The following is a 16,675-nucleotide window of genomic DNA, read 5'->3' as shown; positions in this document are numbered from 1 at the left end:
TACGGAAAATTAATCAAACAAATCAGCGCTACTTCCGAAGGATGGAACGGAACTTTCAACGGACAACCACTGCCATCAACAGATTATTGGTTCTCAGTAGACTATCTAGAAGGAGTAGAACAAAAACAATTTAAAGCACATTTCACATTAAAAAGGTAATAAACATGAATTTTAAAAAAAGTTATTTACTAGTATTAGTAATTATATCTCAATTTTCATTCTCACAGGAGGGTATCGCAGTATATTCAGATTATTTATCTGACAATTACTATTTAATTCACCCTTCAATGGCAGGTGCTTCTGATTGCGGAAAAATACGTTTTACAGGAAGACAACAATGGTTTGGACAAGATGATGCTCCAGCGCTTCAAACGGTTAGTTTTAATACTTCAGTTGGAGAACAATCGGGAATAGGAGCAATACTATTTAATGATAGAAATGGATATCATACTCAAACAGGTGCAAAATTAACTTATGCACATCACTTAAGATTTTCTAGAAGTACTGCTGATTTAAATCAACTGTCTTTTGGTATAAATGCTGGATTAGTTCAAAGTAATTTAGATGAAACTTCATTTTTAAATTCAGGTGATTTTGATCCAATTATTGGTGGTTTTAGACAAAAGGATTCTTACTTTAATATTGACTTAGGAGCTTCTTATTTCTTCTTAGATTTTTATACTCATTTAACGGTTAAAAATGTTATTGCAAGTAAAAGAGAATTGTATACTGATGTAGAAACGGACAATTTAAGAAAGTTTTTATGGAGTACAGGTTACGTTTTTGGAAATGGTGACGGTTTAATGTATGAGCCATCTGTAATGTTTCAATATGTTGATCAAACAAAAGAAAAAACTATTGATTTAAATTTCAAAGTTTATAAAGAATTGGATTTTGGTAAAGTTTGGGGCGGTTTATCATATAGAAGAAGTTTTGATGGTGCTCAGTATCTAGACGGTGCAAGTATTGGGGAACAAAAATTGCAATACATTACTCCTATAGTTGGTGTTAATTACAAGAGTTTTATGTTTGCATACACATATTCACATGTAACTGGTGATGTTAAATTTGATAACTCAGGGTTTCATCAATTAACTTTAGGTTTTGACATCTTCTGTAAAAATACAGGTTACGATTGTAACTGTCCTGCAGTAAATTAATAAAATAAATGTCCCGTTAATCGGGACTTTTTTTTGTTTAGTTGTTTCATGTATAGTTTTTGATAGTTGTGCAATTTTTGCGTTAGGGATTGCAACGGCATCCTTTTTGTTTTTTCTTTAAAAACAAAAAGATATAGTGGAAAGCCCGACCTTTAAGGAACGCCCAAATAATTAAAAAGGTTGTTGATTTTTTTTATAATTTAGCTTAAAATATTTTAAAATGTTAATTAAAAGTGTAAACGGTAAAAAGCCCAATATACCTTCAGATTGTTATGTGGCTGAAAATGCTACAATTGTTGGTGATGTTAGTTTTGGGAAGGATTGTAGTGTTTGGTTTAATGCTGTTGTTAGAGGAGATGTTAATACCATAACTATTGGTGATAAAGTAAATATTCAAGATGGTGCTGTTATTCATTGTACTTATCAAAAACATGCAACAACAATTGGTAATAATGTTTCAATTGGGCATAATGCTATTGTGCATGGATGTATCATTAAAGACAATGTTTTGATAGGAATGGGAGCTATTGTTATGGATAATTGTGTTGTAGAAAGTAATTCAATTGTAGCCGCTGGATCTGTTGTTACTCAAAATACAGTTATTGAGTCAGGTTGTATTTATGCTGGAGTTCCTGCTAAGAAAGTTAAAGAATTAAATCAAAGTGACTTTGCGGGTGAAATTGAGCGTATTTCAAACAACTATGTGATGTATTCGGGTTGGTTTAAAAACGAGGAAAACTAAAATTTCTTTTCCAAAACTTCGTATTTATTTTTTAGAATTTTTTTTAAAACTTTTGAATCAGAATTTGTATAAAATACCACTTTCCCTTTCTGTGATTGTGTATTTAATAGTTGTTGTTGATTTAAGATGTTTTTTGTTTGTTTTGCGACAGCTTCTCCTGAATCTATTATCTTTATGTGTTTGGGTATTATTTTCTTTATTTGAGGTATTAAATAAGGATAATGACTACAACCTAAAACGAGATAATCTATGTTTTGCGAAATCATAGGGTTTAAATAGGCTTCAAGTAAATGAAACAACTCTTCTGACTCTAATTTTCCGTCTTCAATTAATTGCACTAAGCCATGTCCAATTTGTTCAATGATATTTGTTTCAGAATATGTAGAAACAGTTTTATGAAACAATTCACTGTTCAATGTTCCTTTTGTGGCTAAGATGCCAATTGTTGCTGTTTTTGATAAATTAGCAGCGGGTTTTATGGCAGGTTCAATTCCAATAAAAGGGACTTTGTATTTTGCTCTTAATTCTTTTATGGCATTAGTAGTTGCAGTATTACAAGCGACAACTATCATTTTGCAATTTTGATTAAGAAGATATTCGGTGTTTTTACTACTTAACGCTATGATTTCATCTTTACTTTTTAATCCGTAAGGGGCATTTTGACTATCGGCCAAATAAATGGTGTTTTCATTGGGTAATATTTTTTGAATTTCTTTCCAGATGGATGTTCCACCAATACCTGAATCAAAAAGACCAATAGGATGACTAGACGTGTTTGAATTCATTAAGTAATTATTGAGTATCAAAAATAAAAAAAAACTGCTAATCTAAATAAGAAAAGCAGTTTTATATTTTAAGTTAAAAAAGGTTTAGAATCCTAATTCTTTTTTTACATCAGCCATTAAGTCCATTCCGCCTTCAATATATAATAAAGTTCCTGGAGAAGTTGCGTCTAAAACATAACTTACACCTTTAGCTTTGGCTACTTTTTGAATTGCAGCTTGAGCTTTTTCAAAGATTGGTTTTAACATGTCACCACTTTTAGTTTCTAATTCTTTAGAAGAATTTTCTCTGAATAATTGAATTCTTCCTCTCATATCTTCCATTTCTTTTCCTCTAGTTTCATTCAAAGCTTCAGTGGCAGTTCCGTTTTCAGCTTCGGTTTTATATTTTTCCATTTTAGTCTGAAATTCATTTACCATTGCACCATATTCATCTTCGTAAGATTTTTGAATTTTTTCTAATTGTGCCTGTGCATTTTTATATTCTGGCATAGTTGTCATTAATACACTTACATCTATGTGTGCTACTTTAGATTGTGCAGTTGCAAATTGAGCGCTTAAAAATAATGCTGCTGCGATAAAAATTGATTTTAAATTTTTCATTTTTGTGTTAATTTTAATTTATTCTTCTTTTTTGTTTTCTTCTCTAGCTTTTTTGGCAGCTTCTCTATCTGCTAGAATTTTCTCTCTTTTTTCTTGAGCTGCTTTTTTTCTTTCTTCTATTGCTTTGTTTCGATCGTCAATAGCTTTTTGACGTTTTTCAGCGGCTTCAGCTTTCTTTTTATCTATGTCAGAAATAGCATCTGCACCAGTTTTTTGGACATCCGTAGTGTCTCCTTCAATTTGCGTGCCATTTTTCTTGGCTTCTCTTTCCTCTTGAAGTTTTTTTCTTTTATCCGCAGCTTCTTTTTTTCTGTCCTCGTATGCTTGTCTCTTTTCTTCAGCTGCTTTTTCTCTTGCTGCTTTTTTCTCATCAAGAGCTTTTTGTCTTGCTGCTAATTCAGGATTTTCATCTTGCATGTCTTCTAAAGCATCTTTTGCTTCTTGATCTTTTAACTGTTTTGCAGTCAATTGTTCTCTTTTTTCGGCACGCAATAATTGTCTGATAACTTGGTCACTAATATCTAAATTATTTTTTACAAATAACATGGATTTGTCAGAAGATTTATCAAATATAAAATCAAAGTTTTTGGCAATTGCAATGTCTTGAACTATAGAAAAAACTTGGTCCTGGATTGGCTTTACCAAAATAGTTTTTTGAAGAATTAAATCTCCAGCTGGACCAAATCTACCTTGTTGATAGTCCAACATTTCTTCTTCTAAATATTTTATTTCATCTTCTCTTTCCTCAATAAGCTCTTTGGTCAATAAAGGTGCTTCTGTTTTTAGATTGGATTTTAATTTATCAATTTCATTTTTTTTAACTTCAATTTCTTGCTTCCATTTTTGAGCTTTTAACTCCAATTGGTTTTTTGCTTCTGCATAATTAGGTACTTTTTCAAGAATGTATTCCATATCAATGAAACCAATACGAGTTCCTTTTGCTTGAGAATAAAGTGTAAAACTACTAAGTGTTAGTAAAATTAGATAAATTGCTTTTTTCATAATTTAATATTTTTTAAATATCAAGTCAACTTTTTAAAATTGTTGACCAATGATAAAATGGGTTTGCCAACCACTTTTCTGAGTTCCTCCTGGAATTGGATCAAATCCATGAGCAAAATCTATTCCTAAAAGTCCAAATGCTGGCATAAATACTCTCAAACCAAATCCTGCAGAACGTTGCAATTTAAATGGATTATAAGTTTTGAAATCGTTAAATGCGGCACCAGCTTCTAAAAATGACAACGCATAAATTGATGCAGTTGGTTTTAATGTTATTGGATATCTTAATTCTAACGAAAATTTGTTGTAAATAGTACCTCCATCATTCGAAGATAATGAATTATTTGGATATCCACGCAATTGAATAGTTTCTCTACCATCTAATTGAAAGTTGGCTAAACCATCACCACCAAGATAAAAACGCTCAAAAGGAACTAAACCTCTATCACTATTATAGGCACCCATAAATCCAAATTCACCTAATGTTTTTACTACTAATTTTTCATAAATAGTAGTGTAATTATCTGCTTTAAATTTAAGTTTATAATACTCTAACCAGTTATATACTTTCTGACCGTATTTTTGATTGTCTAAAGCCGCATCATCTAAATTAGTTGTTGCAAATCCATTACTATCTAACAAAGTACCTTCTGCAATGTCAGCTCCATTTGGATCGTTATAATTTGCAGGAGCTTTTACTTTATATTCTTCTGAATCTCTTAATGCTCTATAATCTACTCCATTAAATAATGAGTAGGGCGGAGTTACTTTTGCTGTTATAGAAAATTGTGAACCGTAAGTTGGAAATATTGGATTGTTACCTTTACTGTTTCTTGTTAAATCTACGGTGTAAGATAAATTTCTTGAAGAACCGTTACTGAATGGGAACAAACCTACACTGTAATTATTTAAATCATAATATTGATAGGCAACAGATTGAGACAAAACAAAGAAATCATCTGGCACAGTAAGTCTTTTAGCTAAACCAAGAGAAAGTGTTGTAATGGTGAAGTTTTGACTTTTGTCAACTTCTCTGGTGTTGAAATTAAACTGAAATTGTTTACTGTGTGAAATAGATGTTGAAAAACTAACTGGTTTTTTTCCTCCAAGCCATGGCTCAGAAAAATTTAAACTGTAAGTTTGAAAGTTTGTACTTCCTTGCAAACGAAGAGCCATTTGCTGACCATCACCCATAGGTAAAGGTTTGTAAGCTTTTTTGTTGAAAATATTCCTAGCTGAGAAATTATTGAAAGACAATCCTAGAGTTCCAATAAAACCACCACCACCATAGCCACCTTGGAGTTCAATTTGACTTGATCCTTTTTCGGCAAGATTGTATTCAATATCAACAGTTCCTGCTGCTGCATCTACGTTTTTAAATTTAGGTTCAATAGCTTCAGGATCAAAAAATCCTAATTGACCCAATTCTCTAACAGAACGCACAAGAGCATCTTTATTATATTTTTGACCTGGTTTTGTTTTTAATTCTCTAAAAATTACATGGTCGTTGGTTCTGTCATTTCCAACTACTGTAATTTTGTTGAAATAAGCTAAAGGACCTTCACTAATTCTAATTTCGAAATCAATTGTGTCATTTTCGGTACTAACTTCCACAGTATTTATGCTTGAAAATAAATAGCCAGAATTTTGATATAAATTAGTTAAATCTTCACTGTCTGGTGCTGAATTATCTGCGATTCTTTTCTGTAATAAAACGCCATTGTAAACATCACCTTTATTGATTCCTAAAATTTGAGAAAGTTGTTGGTTGTTGTATACAGAGTTTCCTAAAAAGCGGACATCTCCAAAATAATATTTTTTACCTTCTTCTAGTTTAATATTTAAAGATAAAGTATTGTTTTCTTTATTGTAAGAAAGAGAGTCAGATATGATACGTGCATCTCTAAAACCTCTTTCTTTATATTTATCAATCAGTCTTTTTTTATCTTCTTCAAAATCAGCTTCAATAAATTTAGATTTTTTAAAGATTCGAAATCTGTTGATTTGTTTGGTGTTTTTAAGTGCTTTTCTTAGTTTTTTGTCGGAAATTAATTCATTCCCTTCAAAATTAATTTCTTTAATTTTTACTTTAGTTCCTTTGTCCACTCTAACTACCATGTCAACATTAGTATTTGTTGAATCTGGAACTGTATTTATAGCAACTTTAGTGTTGTAATAACCTTCTTTTTTGTATTTGTTTTCTAGAAAGTTTTTAGTTGTAGTAACTAAGTTTTCGTTTACAATTTTTCCCTTTTTTAAATCCGTTTCTTTAATGATTGTTTCAAGTTTTCCTTTTTTATATCCAGGAAATTTAACGTCTGATAATTTTGGTAATTCGTTAATGTTTAGTTCAAGATAAATACTATCATTAGAAATTTTAGAAACATAAACATTGATGTCATTAAAATAACCTAGTTTCCAAAGTTTTTTGATGGCTCCACTAATCTCTTCACCAGGAACAATTATGTTTTGTCCTTTTTCTAAACCAGTAAATGTTACGATGGTTTGTGGGTTAAAATTTACTTTTCCTGTAACTTCAACATCAGCTAAAATGTACGACTTTCCGTTTTCAAAATCACTTATTTGAGCATAAGAATTTGAAAATAAAAAACACACCAATACAAAGAAAGTATTTTTTAAAATGGTGTAAAAAAGAGCTGTTTTTTTATAATTGTTCACTTGTTTTTCCAAACCTACGTTCTCTTTTTTGATAACTAATAATTGCTTCATACAAATCGTTTTCTGTAAAATCGGGCCATAATACATTGGTAAAATAAAATTCTGCATAAGCTATCTGCCAAAGCAAAAAATTACTAATCCTGTGCTCGCCACTTGTTCTGATTACTAAATCTACATCAGGTAAATTGTGCGTGTAAAGATGCTCATTAATAATTGATTCATCAATAGCCGATTCAGAAATTATATTATTTTTAACTTTATTACTAATATTTTTAACAACCTGAATTAATTCTTCTCTAGATCCATAACTTAGAGCTAAAGTCAACGTCATTCTATTATTGTCTTTTGTTTTATTAATTACTTCATGCAATTCGCGATTAACGTTTTTTGGCAAATTTGTTAAATTTCCAATGGCATTTAGTTTAATATTATTTTTCATTAATGTAGCTTCTTCTTTTTTCAAGGAAGATATAAGAAGTTTCATCAAAGTATCAACTTCTAATTTGGGTCTGTTCCAGTTTTCTGATGAAAAGGCATAAAGAGTTAAATTTTCAATACCAATTTTAGCACAAGTTTCAACTGTTACCCTAACCGATTTTGTTCCGTTTTCGTGACCAATTGCTCTTAATAAACCTTTACTTTTTGCCCAACGACCATTGCCATCCATTATTATGGCTAGGTGTTTAGGTAAATTGTTAGTATCTATTTGCATCATTTTATTTAATTAGGACAAAAACAAGGATTTTCTCCAAAGGTATACGTTAATGTTAAACCAGAAAAGAAATACCAATCATTACTGTTTAAATTTCCAAAACCTAAACTTCCAAAATTGTTAGGTTGAGGATTACTTCCATCTAAATTATCAGTGAATGAGTATCGAGCTCCAACTTCTGCAGCCAAAACAAACGAATGAGATATTCTACCTTTAAAACCCAAAACAATTGGGATAGCAAAGTTTTTCACTCTTTCATTGGTATAGGCTATCTTGTTGACTACATATAAATCATCACTCCAAAAATAATTTACACCTGTAAAAACATAGGGTGTATATTGCATGTCAAAGTCATGTAAATCAAAAGGAAAGAAATTAAATTCCAATCCAGCCGACAGTTCTTTTATGTTATTTTCAAAACTATTTCCTCTCAAATTTCTACTAGCTACATCCGAATCTAAATCATTTGCCTTTACATTTCCTTCGGTGTAAGTAAATCTATAAGAATGTCTTACGCTTCTGTTCCATTTGTATATAAAACCATAACTCAATTCGTTTGGATTTATATAGTTCGTTTTTCCTACATCTCCAACATAATTTGCACCACCAAGAAAAACCCCAACTTCATGTATTTGGGCATTGGAAGTGTTAAAAAATGTCACAAAAAATATATATAAAACTAGTTTTTTCATTTTTTTCAGTTTGCAAATATAACAATATTGATGTTTTAACTTCATAAAGAAGCAACTTTTTACTCATTATATGTAACGTAAAAAATGTAAAAGTGTTGTAAGTACAGAAAAAAGAGGCATTAATTTCTTTTGTCTTCACCCCAAAGTAGTTTTTTTCGAATGGTTTTCAAAAATCCTTCTTCGTGAAAATCTACCATTTTTATGGTGAATGGTGATTTTTTTATAGTTAAAACCGTTTCGTTGGTAACTGATGTTATTCTAGAATCTAAAGAAACTAAATATTGTTCTTCTCTACCAGAAACTTTTAAAGTCAATTCAATATCATCTGGAATCACTAAAGGTCTTGCCGTTAAATTATGAGGTGCAATTGGAGTGATTACTAAACTTGAATTTTCAGGCATTAAAACTGGGCCACCACAACTTAATGAATATCCAGTAGAACCAGTTGGAGTTGAGATTATCAATCCATCAGCCCAATACGAATTTAAATATTCATTGTTTAAATAAGTTTCAATAGTAATCATTGAAGTGGTGTCTTTTCTAGAAACGGTAATTTCATTAAGAGCAAAATTAATATCTTCTAAATCTGAATTGGTAGGCGAACATTTTAAACTTAATAATGTTCTTTCCGAAATTTTAAAATCGTTTGAAAATATTTTGGGTAAAAAAGTATCGATATTTTCTTCTTGAACGGTGGCTAAAAAACCTAATCTTCCAGCATTTACACCAATGATAGGAATGTTTTTATCTCTAACTAAAGTGGCAGCTCTTAATATGGTACCATCACCTCCAATACTAATTAAAAATGAAATATCGTTTTCTAAATCTAAATGCGACTTAAAAGTTTTAAATTCTTTTTTTAATTCGGAATTGACTTTTATTGACTCGTTAAATTTTTCTTCTATAATAATTGAAGCACCATTTTTTTCGAGTACGTTAATCACTTTACTAACTATTGTAGTAGTGTTGTTTTGATAATATTGTCCAAAAATTGCTACCTTCATTACATGTTAAGATATTTGTCTAAATAATCGGAACGCTCTTTTAAGTTTTCCAAATAAGAATCTTCTTGGTGTTCCGAAATAATTTCATAATCATACCGTCTGAAACCTTGAATAATTTCATTCATATAACTTTGAGAAATTTTAATAGTAATTTCAACCCTATTTTCATTGATGTTTGAAATAAATAAACCTAAAAGTTTACCGCCATTTCCTTCAACAATTTGAGTAATCTGACTTATAGAATAATCCAACTTAGGTTTTTGAACCACAATTATGCCACCTTCTTCTTTTAAAAATGGACTTTCCTGAAAAAATTTCAATACATCCTTTAGTTCATAATAACCAATATAGGTGTTTTTTTCATTCAATACAGGCATTATGTTGCAATCGTTTTTCCCAAATCCTTCTAAAACATCCAGCCAAATCATTGAATTTCTTACAAAAAAACGATCAAAATTAAATTTATTATCACCAATTACACTTGCTTCATCAATAGACAAAGCATCTTCACTAGTAATACAACCAACATAAATGCCGTTTTCACTCACAGGAAAATGAGTGTAAGGAAGCTCCGAAAATAAATCTTGTGCTTCAGCCATTTTTTGTGAAGTCTTTAAAGGCTTAATGTCAAAATTTATATAATCTATTAAATTGTGCATATAGTTTTATTTCTTTTGCAAAATAATTAAAAAATACGATACTAAACCTGTTAGACTTTGTATTTTTGTAAAGTTAAAAACAAAGTTATGACAAAGTTATCAGTAAACATCAATAAAATTGCAACTTTAAGAAATTCTCGTGGCGGAAATGTGCCAAATTTACTTCAAGTAGCTAAAGATTTACAACAATTTGGTGCTCAAGGAATCACTATTCATCCTAGACCAGACGAGAGACATATAAAATATCAAGATGCCTACGATTTAAAACAAGTAGTGCATACGGAATATAATATTGAAGGAAACCCAGTAAAAAAATTCATGGATTTAGTTTTAGCCATTAAGCCTACTCAAGTTACTTTGGTACCTGATGCAGATGATGCTTTGACTTCAAATGCCGGTTGGAATACAGTAAAACACAAAGATTTTTTAATAGATATTATTAAAGAGTTTAAAAACAACAACATCAGAACTTCTATTTTTGTAGATCCAACTATAGAAATGATTGAAGGAGCAAAGGCTACTGGAACAGATCGAATTGAATTGTATACCGAAGCTTTCGCACATCAATATGGATTAGGGAATAAAACTGGAATAGATGCCTACGTACATTCTTCTGTAAGAGCCAATGAATTGGGATTAGGAATCAACGCAGGTCATGATTTAAGTTTGGATAATATTCAGTTTTTCAAACAAAACATTCCTGATTTATTAGAAGTTTCAATTGGTCATGCCTTGGTTGCTGAATCACTTTATTTAGGTTTTGACAATGTGGTAAAAATGTATCTTAATAAGTTAAAATAATTTTTGGGCGTTACCTTTCAGGTCAGGCTATCCGCACTCGCTTTTATTGTTTTTTCAAATCAATAAAGAGCTCAAACAATGCTACTATCCTTAACGCAAAAAAAAACAATCAAACAAATAATAATACAAGGCAAAAGATTAAACTTTGTGACTTTGTGTCTTTGTAGCAAAAAATAATAAAATATGATTTTACATTCACGCATCGAAGGCAACGGAAAACCCTTTGTCATTCTTCACGGATTTTTAGGAATGTCAGACAATTGGAAAACATTAGGAACTCAATTTTCTGAAGTGGGCTATGAAGTGCATATGCTAGACCTCAGAAATCACGGTAAAAGTTTTCATTCCAATGATTTTTCTTATCAAGATATGGCCAAAGATGTTAAAGATTATTGTGATTTTCATAAATTGGAAAACATTTTATTACTCGGTCATTCTATGGGTGGAAAAACAGCCATGTTATTAGCTACTATACATCCACAATTAATTGAAAAATTGATAATTGCAGATATTGGCCCAAAATTTTATCCTCAACATCATCAAACTATTTTAGAAGGATTAAATGCTGTAGATTTCTCAAAACAACCCAGTAGAAGTGATGTGGAAGCTATAGTTTCTCAATACATTACCGATTTTGGTACAAGACAATTTTTACTAAAAAGTTTGTATTGGAAAGAAAAAGAGCAGTTGGCTTTTCGCTTCAATTTAGAAGTTTTTAATACTAAAATTGAAGAAATTGGTAAGGGGTTGCCTTCAGAAAATAAATTTGAGAAACCAACTTTGTTTTTAAGAGGTTCAAAATCCAATTATATTCTAGACGAAGATTTTGAAACTATTCACAATCATTTTCCTAATGTAAAAATTAAAACTATATCCAACGCAGGTCATTGGTTACATGCTGAAAATCCCTCAGACTTTTATCAACAAACAATAGATTTTTTAAATTTAAATTAATTAATAATTGTTATTTTATTTAATTAAAAAAAATTATCAAATTTCAAAACTACTACGAAATTTAAATAAATACTTGCTAATTTATTTTTTTTGTTATTTTTACCATGAAATATTTTTATAAACATAATAAAAACCTATGAAAAAAATCATTTTTATTACTTTTTTTATCTTTTGTTTTGCAGGAACATTTGCACAATCAACTGATTTAGACCCAGAAACTTATAATGTTTCTTACGTAGAACTTCCAGAAAAACCAATTTTGGATAAAAAAAACAGAACCTATTCCTTTTTTGTGAATATGGACAATTATTTGTCGTACAGTCAATCTAAATTTTTTGTCCAAAATCAAGTCAATATCTCAGGTTTTGAAAAGAAAGATAAAAACGGCTATCTAAGTATAGAAGTTAATATGACTGCACCCATAGTGACAAGTAGAACTATTACTACAAGAACGGTTAAGTCCAAAGATAAAAGAGGTGTTGAAACCTCAAAAAACTATTATACATCGGTAAATAATTACAACCAATCTGGAACTGCAAAAATTGTAAGTAATGATGGAAAAATTAATGATTTAATCAATTTTACAGCTTCTAGAAATCAAAATAGTACAGAATTTGATTCTTATAGTCAAGCACAAAATTACCAATATAGTGTTACAAGAATTATATATTCCAACTATGCAAATGAAGTAATTAATAAATTGAATACTGTTTTGAATAATGATTATGGGTATCCTATCAAACAAGGTACTGATAAACTATGGATTTTAGCTAATAAAAAACATCCAGAACAAGCGGCACATTACAATGCTTATTTGCAAACTAAAGAGGTTTTAAATAAAATGAATTTTGCTAATCCAGTTGAGGGTTTTGAAGCAGAATTGAAAGAGCCAATGGCTTATTTTGAATCTTTGCCAAGTAAATATCAAGAAGATAAAAAAGCAGATAGAAAAATAAGATATTCTGCTTATTACAACCTTGCAAAAATTTATAAGTATTTAGATAACCCAACAAAATCAAACGAATATTGTCAAAAATTAATAGATAATGATTACGATAAAAGCGATGGTAAATCAATGATGGATGAAAATAATTATTTATTAGATTTATTTCAAGCCAATGGCATAAAAACAACTCATTTTCCAGTAGAAACAAAAAACTTCATGTTTGAAGAAGTTGTTCAATCAACAAATTCAAACGGATCTTATTCTCAATCAGCTCCATATAGTATAGAAACGGATCAGAATTATATTTTAGCTTATATTTTAACCATAAGAAAAGATACTGTTACAGGTTATATGCCAAAAAGTAGAGGTTTAAATTTATCGGATGCGGTTACAGTATCTGTAAAAGATTTTCAAGGAAAATTCTCAGAAAGAAACTTTAAAGCCAATGAAGTTAAAAAATTAATTTTAAGCAACGGAGAAGAATTTGCAACTGTTACTTTTAAAGTTTCTACAGATAATGGAGGAATGTCTATGTCTGGAGCCACAAAAAAGTTTGTAAAAGAAATGTTTGTAGGAAATAAAATTGGTGTTTATCAATATTTTAATGGTGAAATAATAATTAAGAGAGAAGATGAATCTGAAGGAAAATCAAATGCTTCTGCCGGTTGGATGTTGGGTCCAAAAAAGCAATTTGCAGCTTTAGCCCAAGATTGCCCTTCATTAATTGAAAGAGTAAATAAAAAAGAGTTTAAAAACAATCTTGAAAGTATATTGGAGTTTGCCCAAGTTCTTGAAGATTGTAAGTAATCTTTTGAATAATTATTTTAAAAAACACTCTACATTTTAGAGTGTTTTTTTTTAAAATTTTATGGCTGAATTTTTCCTCAAAAAAGAACTCATTAAAATACGAAAACCAGAATTTTATTATGCATGCATAATTTTTTTGTTAAAAAAATTGTTAAATTCATTATTTGTTATAAATTTGAAGTATTGTTTTTAACAAATTCAAAAAAACTAACACATTTATTAAATTATGAGAAAATTACTTTCTTTAACACTTTTAACACTTGCTACTACTACTGCTTTTGCAGGAGGATATAGAGTAAGTATTCAAGGTCAAAAGCAATTAGCTATGGGACACACAGGTGTAGCTATAGTAAATAGTGCAGAAACAGCGTTTTTTAATCCAGCAGGAATGGCATTCTTAAAAGATAAATTCAATTTATCAGTAGGTGCAAGTGCATTGTTTTCTAAAACTAGATTTCAAAATTCTACTTACAACTGGGAAGCTTCTTCTGATAATGTAGGAACTCCTTTTAATGCCTATGCAACATACAGAGTTACGGATTGGTTAACAGCCGGTTTAGCAATTTATACACCTTATGGAAGTGCTGTAGAATGGGATCAAGATTGGCAAGGTTCGCATTTAGTGAACAATATTGATTTAAAAGCTATTTTTGTTCAACCTACAGTTTCTATTCGAATAGGAGAAAAATTCAGTATTGGTGGTGGACCAATATATGCAACGGGTGCTGTAAATTTCAACAGAAATCTTTCAAGAAATTTAACTGACGAAGATGGAAATAGAACAGATTTAACTATTGATGCAAAAGGAATTTCTGCTTGGGGATATACAGCAGGTTTTATGTTTAATCCATCGGATAAAGTAAGATTAGGATTTAACTATCGCTCTGAAATCACAATGGAAGCACGTGATGGTGAGGCAACTTTTTCAGATGTACCAGCATATGCTGCAGGAACTTTAACAAATACCAAGTTTAATGCAGATTTACCATTACCAGCTGAAGTTACTACAGGTTTGTCTTACCAAGTTACGGACAAATGGTTGGTGGCTTTTGATTATAATTATGCTTTGTGGAGTGCTTATAAATCTTTAGATGTTGAATTTCAAAATGGATTACCAACTTCTGTAAATCCAAGAAATTACAAAAATTCTAGTACTTATAGAGTAGGAACTCAATACGTAGCTAATGATAAATTTACTTTCAGAGCAGGATGGTATTTTGATCAAAGTCCAGTTCAAAATGGATACTTTGCACCAGAAACTCCAAGAAATGATTCGATGGGTTATACAGGTGGTTTAACTTATCAAGTAAGTAATAAATTAGGAATTGATTTCTCATTATTGTACTTACATTTTGACCAAATAGATAATTCTTATGACTATTACAGTGATGGAAGTAGTTTTGGTGGTACTTACAAATCATCAGTATTGTCTCCAGGAATTGGTGTTTCTTACGGATTTTAATTAAAAAAAAAGAAAATGAAAAATAAATTTATATACATAGCTTTAATAGCTGCTGGCTTTGCTTCTTGTGAACCAGAATTTGAAAACTCAGTAGACAATAATTATACTGCAGGTGATGCAGATTTTTCTACTTACGTTTCTATAGGAAATTCATTAACTGCTGGTTATATGGATGGATCAATGTCAAGAGTGGGTCAAACTTATTCTTTTCCAAACATTTTAGCAGGACAGTTTAGTTTAGTAGGTGGTGGAGCGTTTACTCAGCCTTCTTTTGCAGAAGACGTAAACAATCTTGGAGGTATCGCTGGAATTCCTGGTTTTAGCAACAGGTTGATCATCAATGCTTCTGCAGGAGGACCACAACCAATCGCAGGTACATCTTCAATTACATTAACACCACAAGCAACTGCTTTTAATAATATGGGTGTGCCAGGTGCAAAATCATTTCATTTATTAGCAGCAGGTTACGGAAATCCAGCTGGTTTAGCATTGGGATTAGCAAATCCTTATTATGTTAGACACGCAACTTCTGCTACATCGACTATTATTGGGGATGCGGTTTCTAAAAACCCAACATTTTTCACAAACTGGATTGGTTCTAATGATGTATTATCATATGCTACAACTGGTGGTATTGGAGTGAATCAATTAGGAAACTTAAATCCAGCAACTTATGGAAGTAATGATATTACTGATCCAAATGTATTTGCAAATGTTTATTCAACAATAATCAATCAATTAACAGCTAATGGTGCTAAAGGTGTTGTTTGTACAATTCCAAGTGTAACTTCAATTCCTTACTTTACAACCGTTCCTTTTAATGCATTACCTGCAGAAGCAACTTCATCTAACGCAAGTGCATTACAATTATATGGTTTCTTAGCTCAAGTTACAGGTGGAAGAATTTTACCTTTATCTACAGCAGCTGGTTCAAGAAATCCAGTTTTAATTATGGATGAAACTTTGCCAAGTTTAAGTGCTCAAATTTCTGGTGCAGCTTCAACTATACCAACATTAGCACCTTTTGCAGCAGCATTGGGTCAGTTATACGGTCAAGCTCGTCAAGCTACTGCTAATGATTTAATATTGTTGCCAACTTCAAGTAAAATTGGACAACCAAACGCTGCAGGAGTAGCTCCTTTTAATGTTAATGGTGTTACTTTCCCATTACAAGATGGTGATGTGTTAATTCCTTCAGAAAAAACAGCTATTGCAAACGCAACTACAGCTTATAATAATGCTATTGTTTCAATTGCTGCCTCTAAAAATTTAGCAGTAGCGGATATGAATGCAATTTTGAATCAATTAGTAAGTGGATTACAAATTGAAGATGGAACTATTTATACAGCTAATTACTTCTCATCTGCAACAGCAGGTTCAGTTTTATTTTCTTTAGATGGTGTACATCCTAATGCTAGAGGATATGCAGTAATTTCAAACCAAATCATTAATGTAATAAATTCTTATTACAATGCAAATATTCCGTTAGTTTATGCAGCAGGTTATCCTGGAGCAACAATTTTACCAACAAACTAGGGAAAAAATTAAATATAAAAAAAGGCATCATTTTTGGTGCCTTTTTTTATATATTTTTATTGTCTTGTCCTGAAATAGCGATACACAAAAAGTATCCAAATGGAAAGAAATGAAGAAATTCGGTATGTAAAGCG

16 protein-coding genes are annotated in these 16,675 nt (G+C 30.6%); 8 read left to right on the top strand and 8 right to left on the bottom strand.

The window, feature by feature from the left end; genetic code table 11:
* The first annotated feature begins 12 nt into the window (after window positions 1-12).
* The 3 genes from ACTF56_RS12090 to ACTF56_RS12080 all read left to right on the top strand — a co-directional run bounded on the left by ACTF56_RS12090 (window position 13) and on the right by ACTF56_RS12080 (window position 1,902).
* A complete protein-coding gene (locus ACTF56_RS12090) occupies window positions 13-159 on the top strand; it encodes a T9SS type B sorting domain-containing protein (protein WP_438967167.1) in 147 nt (48 codons plus the stop codon).
* Window positions 160-164: 5 nt separating this feature from the next.
* The gene (locus tag ACTF56_RS12085) at window positions 165-1,160 is read left to right on the top strand and encodes a PorP/SprF family type IX secretion system membrane protein (RefSeq protein ID WP_438967165.1); all 996 of its coding nucleotides are present in this window, start codon (window positions 165-167) and stop codon (window positions 1,158-1,160) included.
* A gap of 220 nt (window positions 1,161-1,380) precedes the next feature.
* A complete protein-coding gene (locus ACTF56_RS12080; protein WP_438967164.1) occupies window positions 1,381-1,902 on the top strand; it encodes a gamma carbonic anhydrase family protein in 522 nt (173 codons plus the stop codon).
* Here ACTF56_RS12080 and murI read toward each other — a convergent pair.
* The 8 genes from murI to ACTF56_RS12040 form a co-directional block, all read right to left on the bottom strand.
* Window positions 1,899-2,687, bottom strand: a complete 789-nt coding sequence (murI, locus tag ACTF56_RS12075; protein ID WP_438967163.1) for a glutamate racemase — start codon at window positions 2,685-2,687, stop codon at window positions 1,899-1,901. The genes ACTF56_RS12080 and murI overlap by 4 nt on opposite strands.
* An 84-nt stretch (window positions 2,688-2,771) precedes the next feature.
* Window positions 2,772-3,287 carry an OmpH family outer membrane protein gene (locus ACTF56_RS12070; RefSeq protein ID WP_438967162.1) on the bottom strand — a complete coding sequence of 172 codons (516 nt, stop codon included), beginning with the start codon at window positions 3,285-3,287 and terminating at the stop codon, window positions 2,772-2,774.
* An 18-nt stretch (window positions 3,288-3,305) separates the two neighbouring features.
* Entirely contained in the window at window positions 3,306-4,289 is a 984-nt protein-coding gene (locus ACTF56_RS12065; protein WP_438967161.1) for an OmpH family outer membrane protein, read from the bottom strand.
* A gap of 33 nt (window positions 4,290-4,322) precedes the next feature.
* Window positions 4,323-7,019: an outer membrane protein assembly factor BamA gene (bamA, locus tag ACTF56_RS12060; protein ID WP_438967160.1), complete on the bottom strand. Its 2,697-nt coding sequence runs from the start codon at window positions 7,017-7,019 to the stop codon at window positions 4,323-4,325.
* Window positions 6,955-7,683 (bottom strand): isoprenyl transferase, encoded by a 729-nt coding sequence (locus tag ACTF56_RS12055; protein ID WP_438967159.1) that lies wholly within the window; start codon window positions 7,681-7,683, stop codon window positions 6,955-6,957. Before ACTF56_RS12055 ends, bamA begins: the two co-directional genes overlap by 65 nt.
* Before the next feature lie 5 nt (window positions 7,684-7,688).
* Complete coding sequence (locus ACTF56_RS12050) at window positions 7,689-8,372, bottom strand: DUF6089 family protein (protein ID WP_438967158.1); 684 nt, start codon at window positions 8,370-8,372, stop codon at window positions 7,689-7,691.
* A gap of 119 nt (window positions 8,373-8,491) precedes the next feature.
* Window positions 8,492-9,376, bottom strand: a complete 885-nt coding sequence (locus tag ACTF56_RS12045; protein ID WP_438967157.1) for an NAD kinase — start codon at window positions 9,374-9,376, stop codon at window positions 8,492-8,494.
* Window positions 9,376-10,035, bottom strand: coding sequence for a CBS domain-containing protein (locus ACTF56_RS12040; protein ID WP_438967156.1), 660 nt, complete (start codon window positions 10,033-10,035; stop codon window positions 9,376-9,378). Before ACTF56_RS12040 ends, ACTF56_RS12045 begins: the two co-directional genes overlap by 1 nt.
* 87 nt (window positions 10,036-10,122) lie before the next feature.
* On the opposite strand from ACTF56_RS12040, the gene ACTF56_RS12035 reads away from it, so the two are divergent.
* From ACTF56_RS12035 to ACTF56_RS12015, 5 genes are all read left to right on the top strand, one after another.
* On the top strand, window positions 10,123-10,836 hold the full coding sequence (locus ACTF56_RS12035) for a pyridoxine 5'-phosphate synthase (RefSeq protein ID WP_438967155.1): 714 nt from the start codon (window positions 10,123-10,125) through the stop codon (window positions 10,834-10,836).
* Between the two features lie 186 nt (window positions 10,837-11,022).
* Window positions 11,023-11,790: an alpha/beta fold hydrolase gene (locus ACTF56_RS12030; protein WP_438967166.1), complete on the top strand. Its 768-nt coding sequence runs from the start codon at window positions 11,023-11,025 to the stop codon at window positions 11,788-11,790.
* A 136-nt stretch (window positions 11,791-11,926) separates the two neighbouring features.
* Window positions 11,927-13,543, top strand: coding sequence for a hypothetical protein (locus ACTF56_RS12025; protein ID WP_438967154.1), 1,617 nt, complete (start codon window positions 11,927-11,929; stop codon window positions 13,541-13,543).
* A gap of 226 nt (window positions 13,544-13,769) precedes the next feature.
* Window positions 13,770-15,005, top strand: coding sequence for an OmpP1/FadL family transporter (locus ACTF56_RS12020; protein WP_438967153.1), 1,236 nt, complete (start codon window positions 13,770-13,772; stop codon window positions 15,003-15,005).
* 15 nt (window positions 15,006-15,020) lie between these two features.
* Window positions 15,021-16,541, top strand: a complete 1,521-nt coding sequence (locus ACTF56_RS12015; protein WP_438967152.1) for a G-D-S-L family lipolytic protein — start codon at window positions 15,021-15,023, stop codon at window positions 16,539-16,541.
* The last annotated feature ends 134 nt before the right edge of the window (window positions 16,542-16,675 follow it).

The organism is Flavobacterium sp., assembly GCF_965657075.1.
Taxonomy (GTDB): domain Bacteria; phylum Bacteroidota; class Bacteroidia; order Flavobacteriales; family Flavobacteriaceae; genus Flavobacterium.
Note: the sequence above shows the minus strand (reverse complement) of the source record. Positions and strands in the feature narration are given on the sequence as shown.

Coding starts and splice junctions, on each gene's coding strand:
- ACTF56_RS12035 (WP_438967155.1), top strand. CDS start 10,123: ATGACAAAGTTATCAGTAAACATCAATAAAATTGCAACTTTAAGAAAT.
- ACTF56_RS12025 (WP_438967154.1), top strand. CDS start 11,927: ATGAAAAAAATCATTTTTATTACTTTTTTTATCTTTTGTTTTGCAGGA.
- ACTF56_RS12070 (WP_438967162.1), bottom strand. CDS start 3,287: ATGAAAAATTTAAAATCAATTTTTATCGCAGCAGCATTATTTTTAAGC.
- ACTF56_RS12085 (WP_438967165.1), top strand. CDS start 165: ATGAATTTTAAAAAAAGTTATTTACTAGTATTAGTAATTATATCTCAA.
- ACTF56_RS12080 (WP_438967164.1), top strand. CDS start 1,381: ATGTTAATTAAAAGTGTAAACGGTAAAAAGCCCAATATACCTTCAGAT.
- ACTF56_RS12040 (WP_438967156.1), bottom strand. CDS start 10,035: ATGCACAATTTAATAGATTATATAAATTTTGACATTAAGCCTTTAAAG.
- ACTF56_RS12015 (WP_438967152.1), top strand. CDS start 15,021: ATGAAAAATAAATTTATATACATAGCTTTAATAGCTGCTGGCTTTGCT.
- ACTF56_RS12055 (WP_438967159.1), bottom strand. CDS start 7,683: ATGATGCAAATAGATACTAACAATTTACCTAAACACCTAGCCATAATA.
- murI (WP_438967163.1), bottom strand. CDS start 2,687: ATGAATTCAAACACGTCTAGTCATCCTATTGGTCTTTTTGATTCAGGT.
- ACTF56_RS12020 (WP_438967153.1), top strand. CDS start 13,770: ATGAGAAAATTACTTTCTTTAACACTTTTAACACTTGCTACTACTACT.
- ACTF56_RS12050 (WP_438967158.1), bottom strand. CDS start 8,372: ATGAAAAAACTAGTTTTATATATATTTTTTGTGACATTTTTTAACACT.
- ACTF56_RS12065 (WP_438967161.1), bottom strand. CDS start 4,289: ATGAAAAAAGCAATTTATCTAATTTTACTAACACTTAGTAGTTTTACA.
- bamA (WP_438967160.1), bottom strand. CDS start 7,019: ATGAAGCAATTATTAGTTATCAAAAAAGAGAACGTAGGTTTGGAAAAA.
- ACTF56_RS12045 (WP_438967157.1), bottom strand. CDS start 9,376: ATGAAGGTAGCAATTTTTGGACAATATTATCAAAACAACACTACTACA.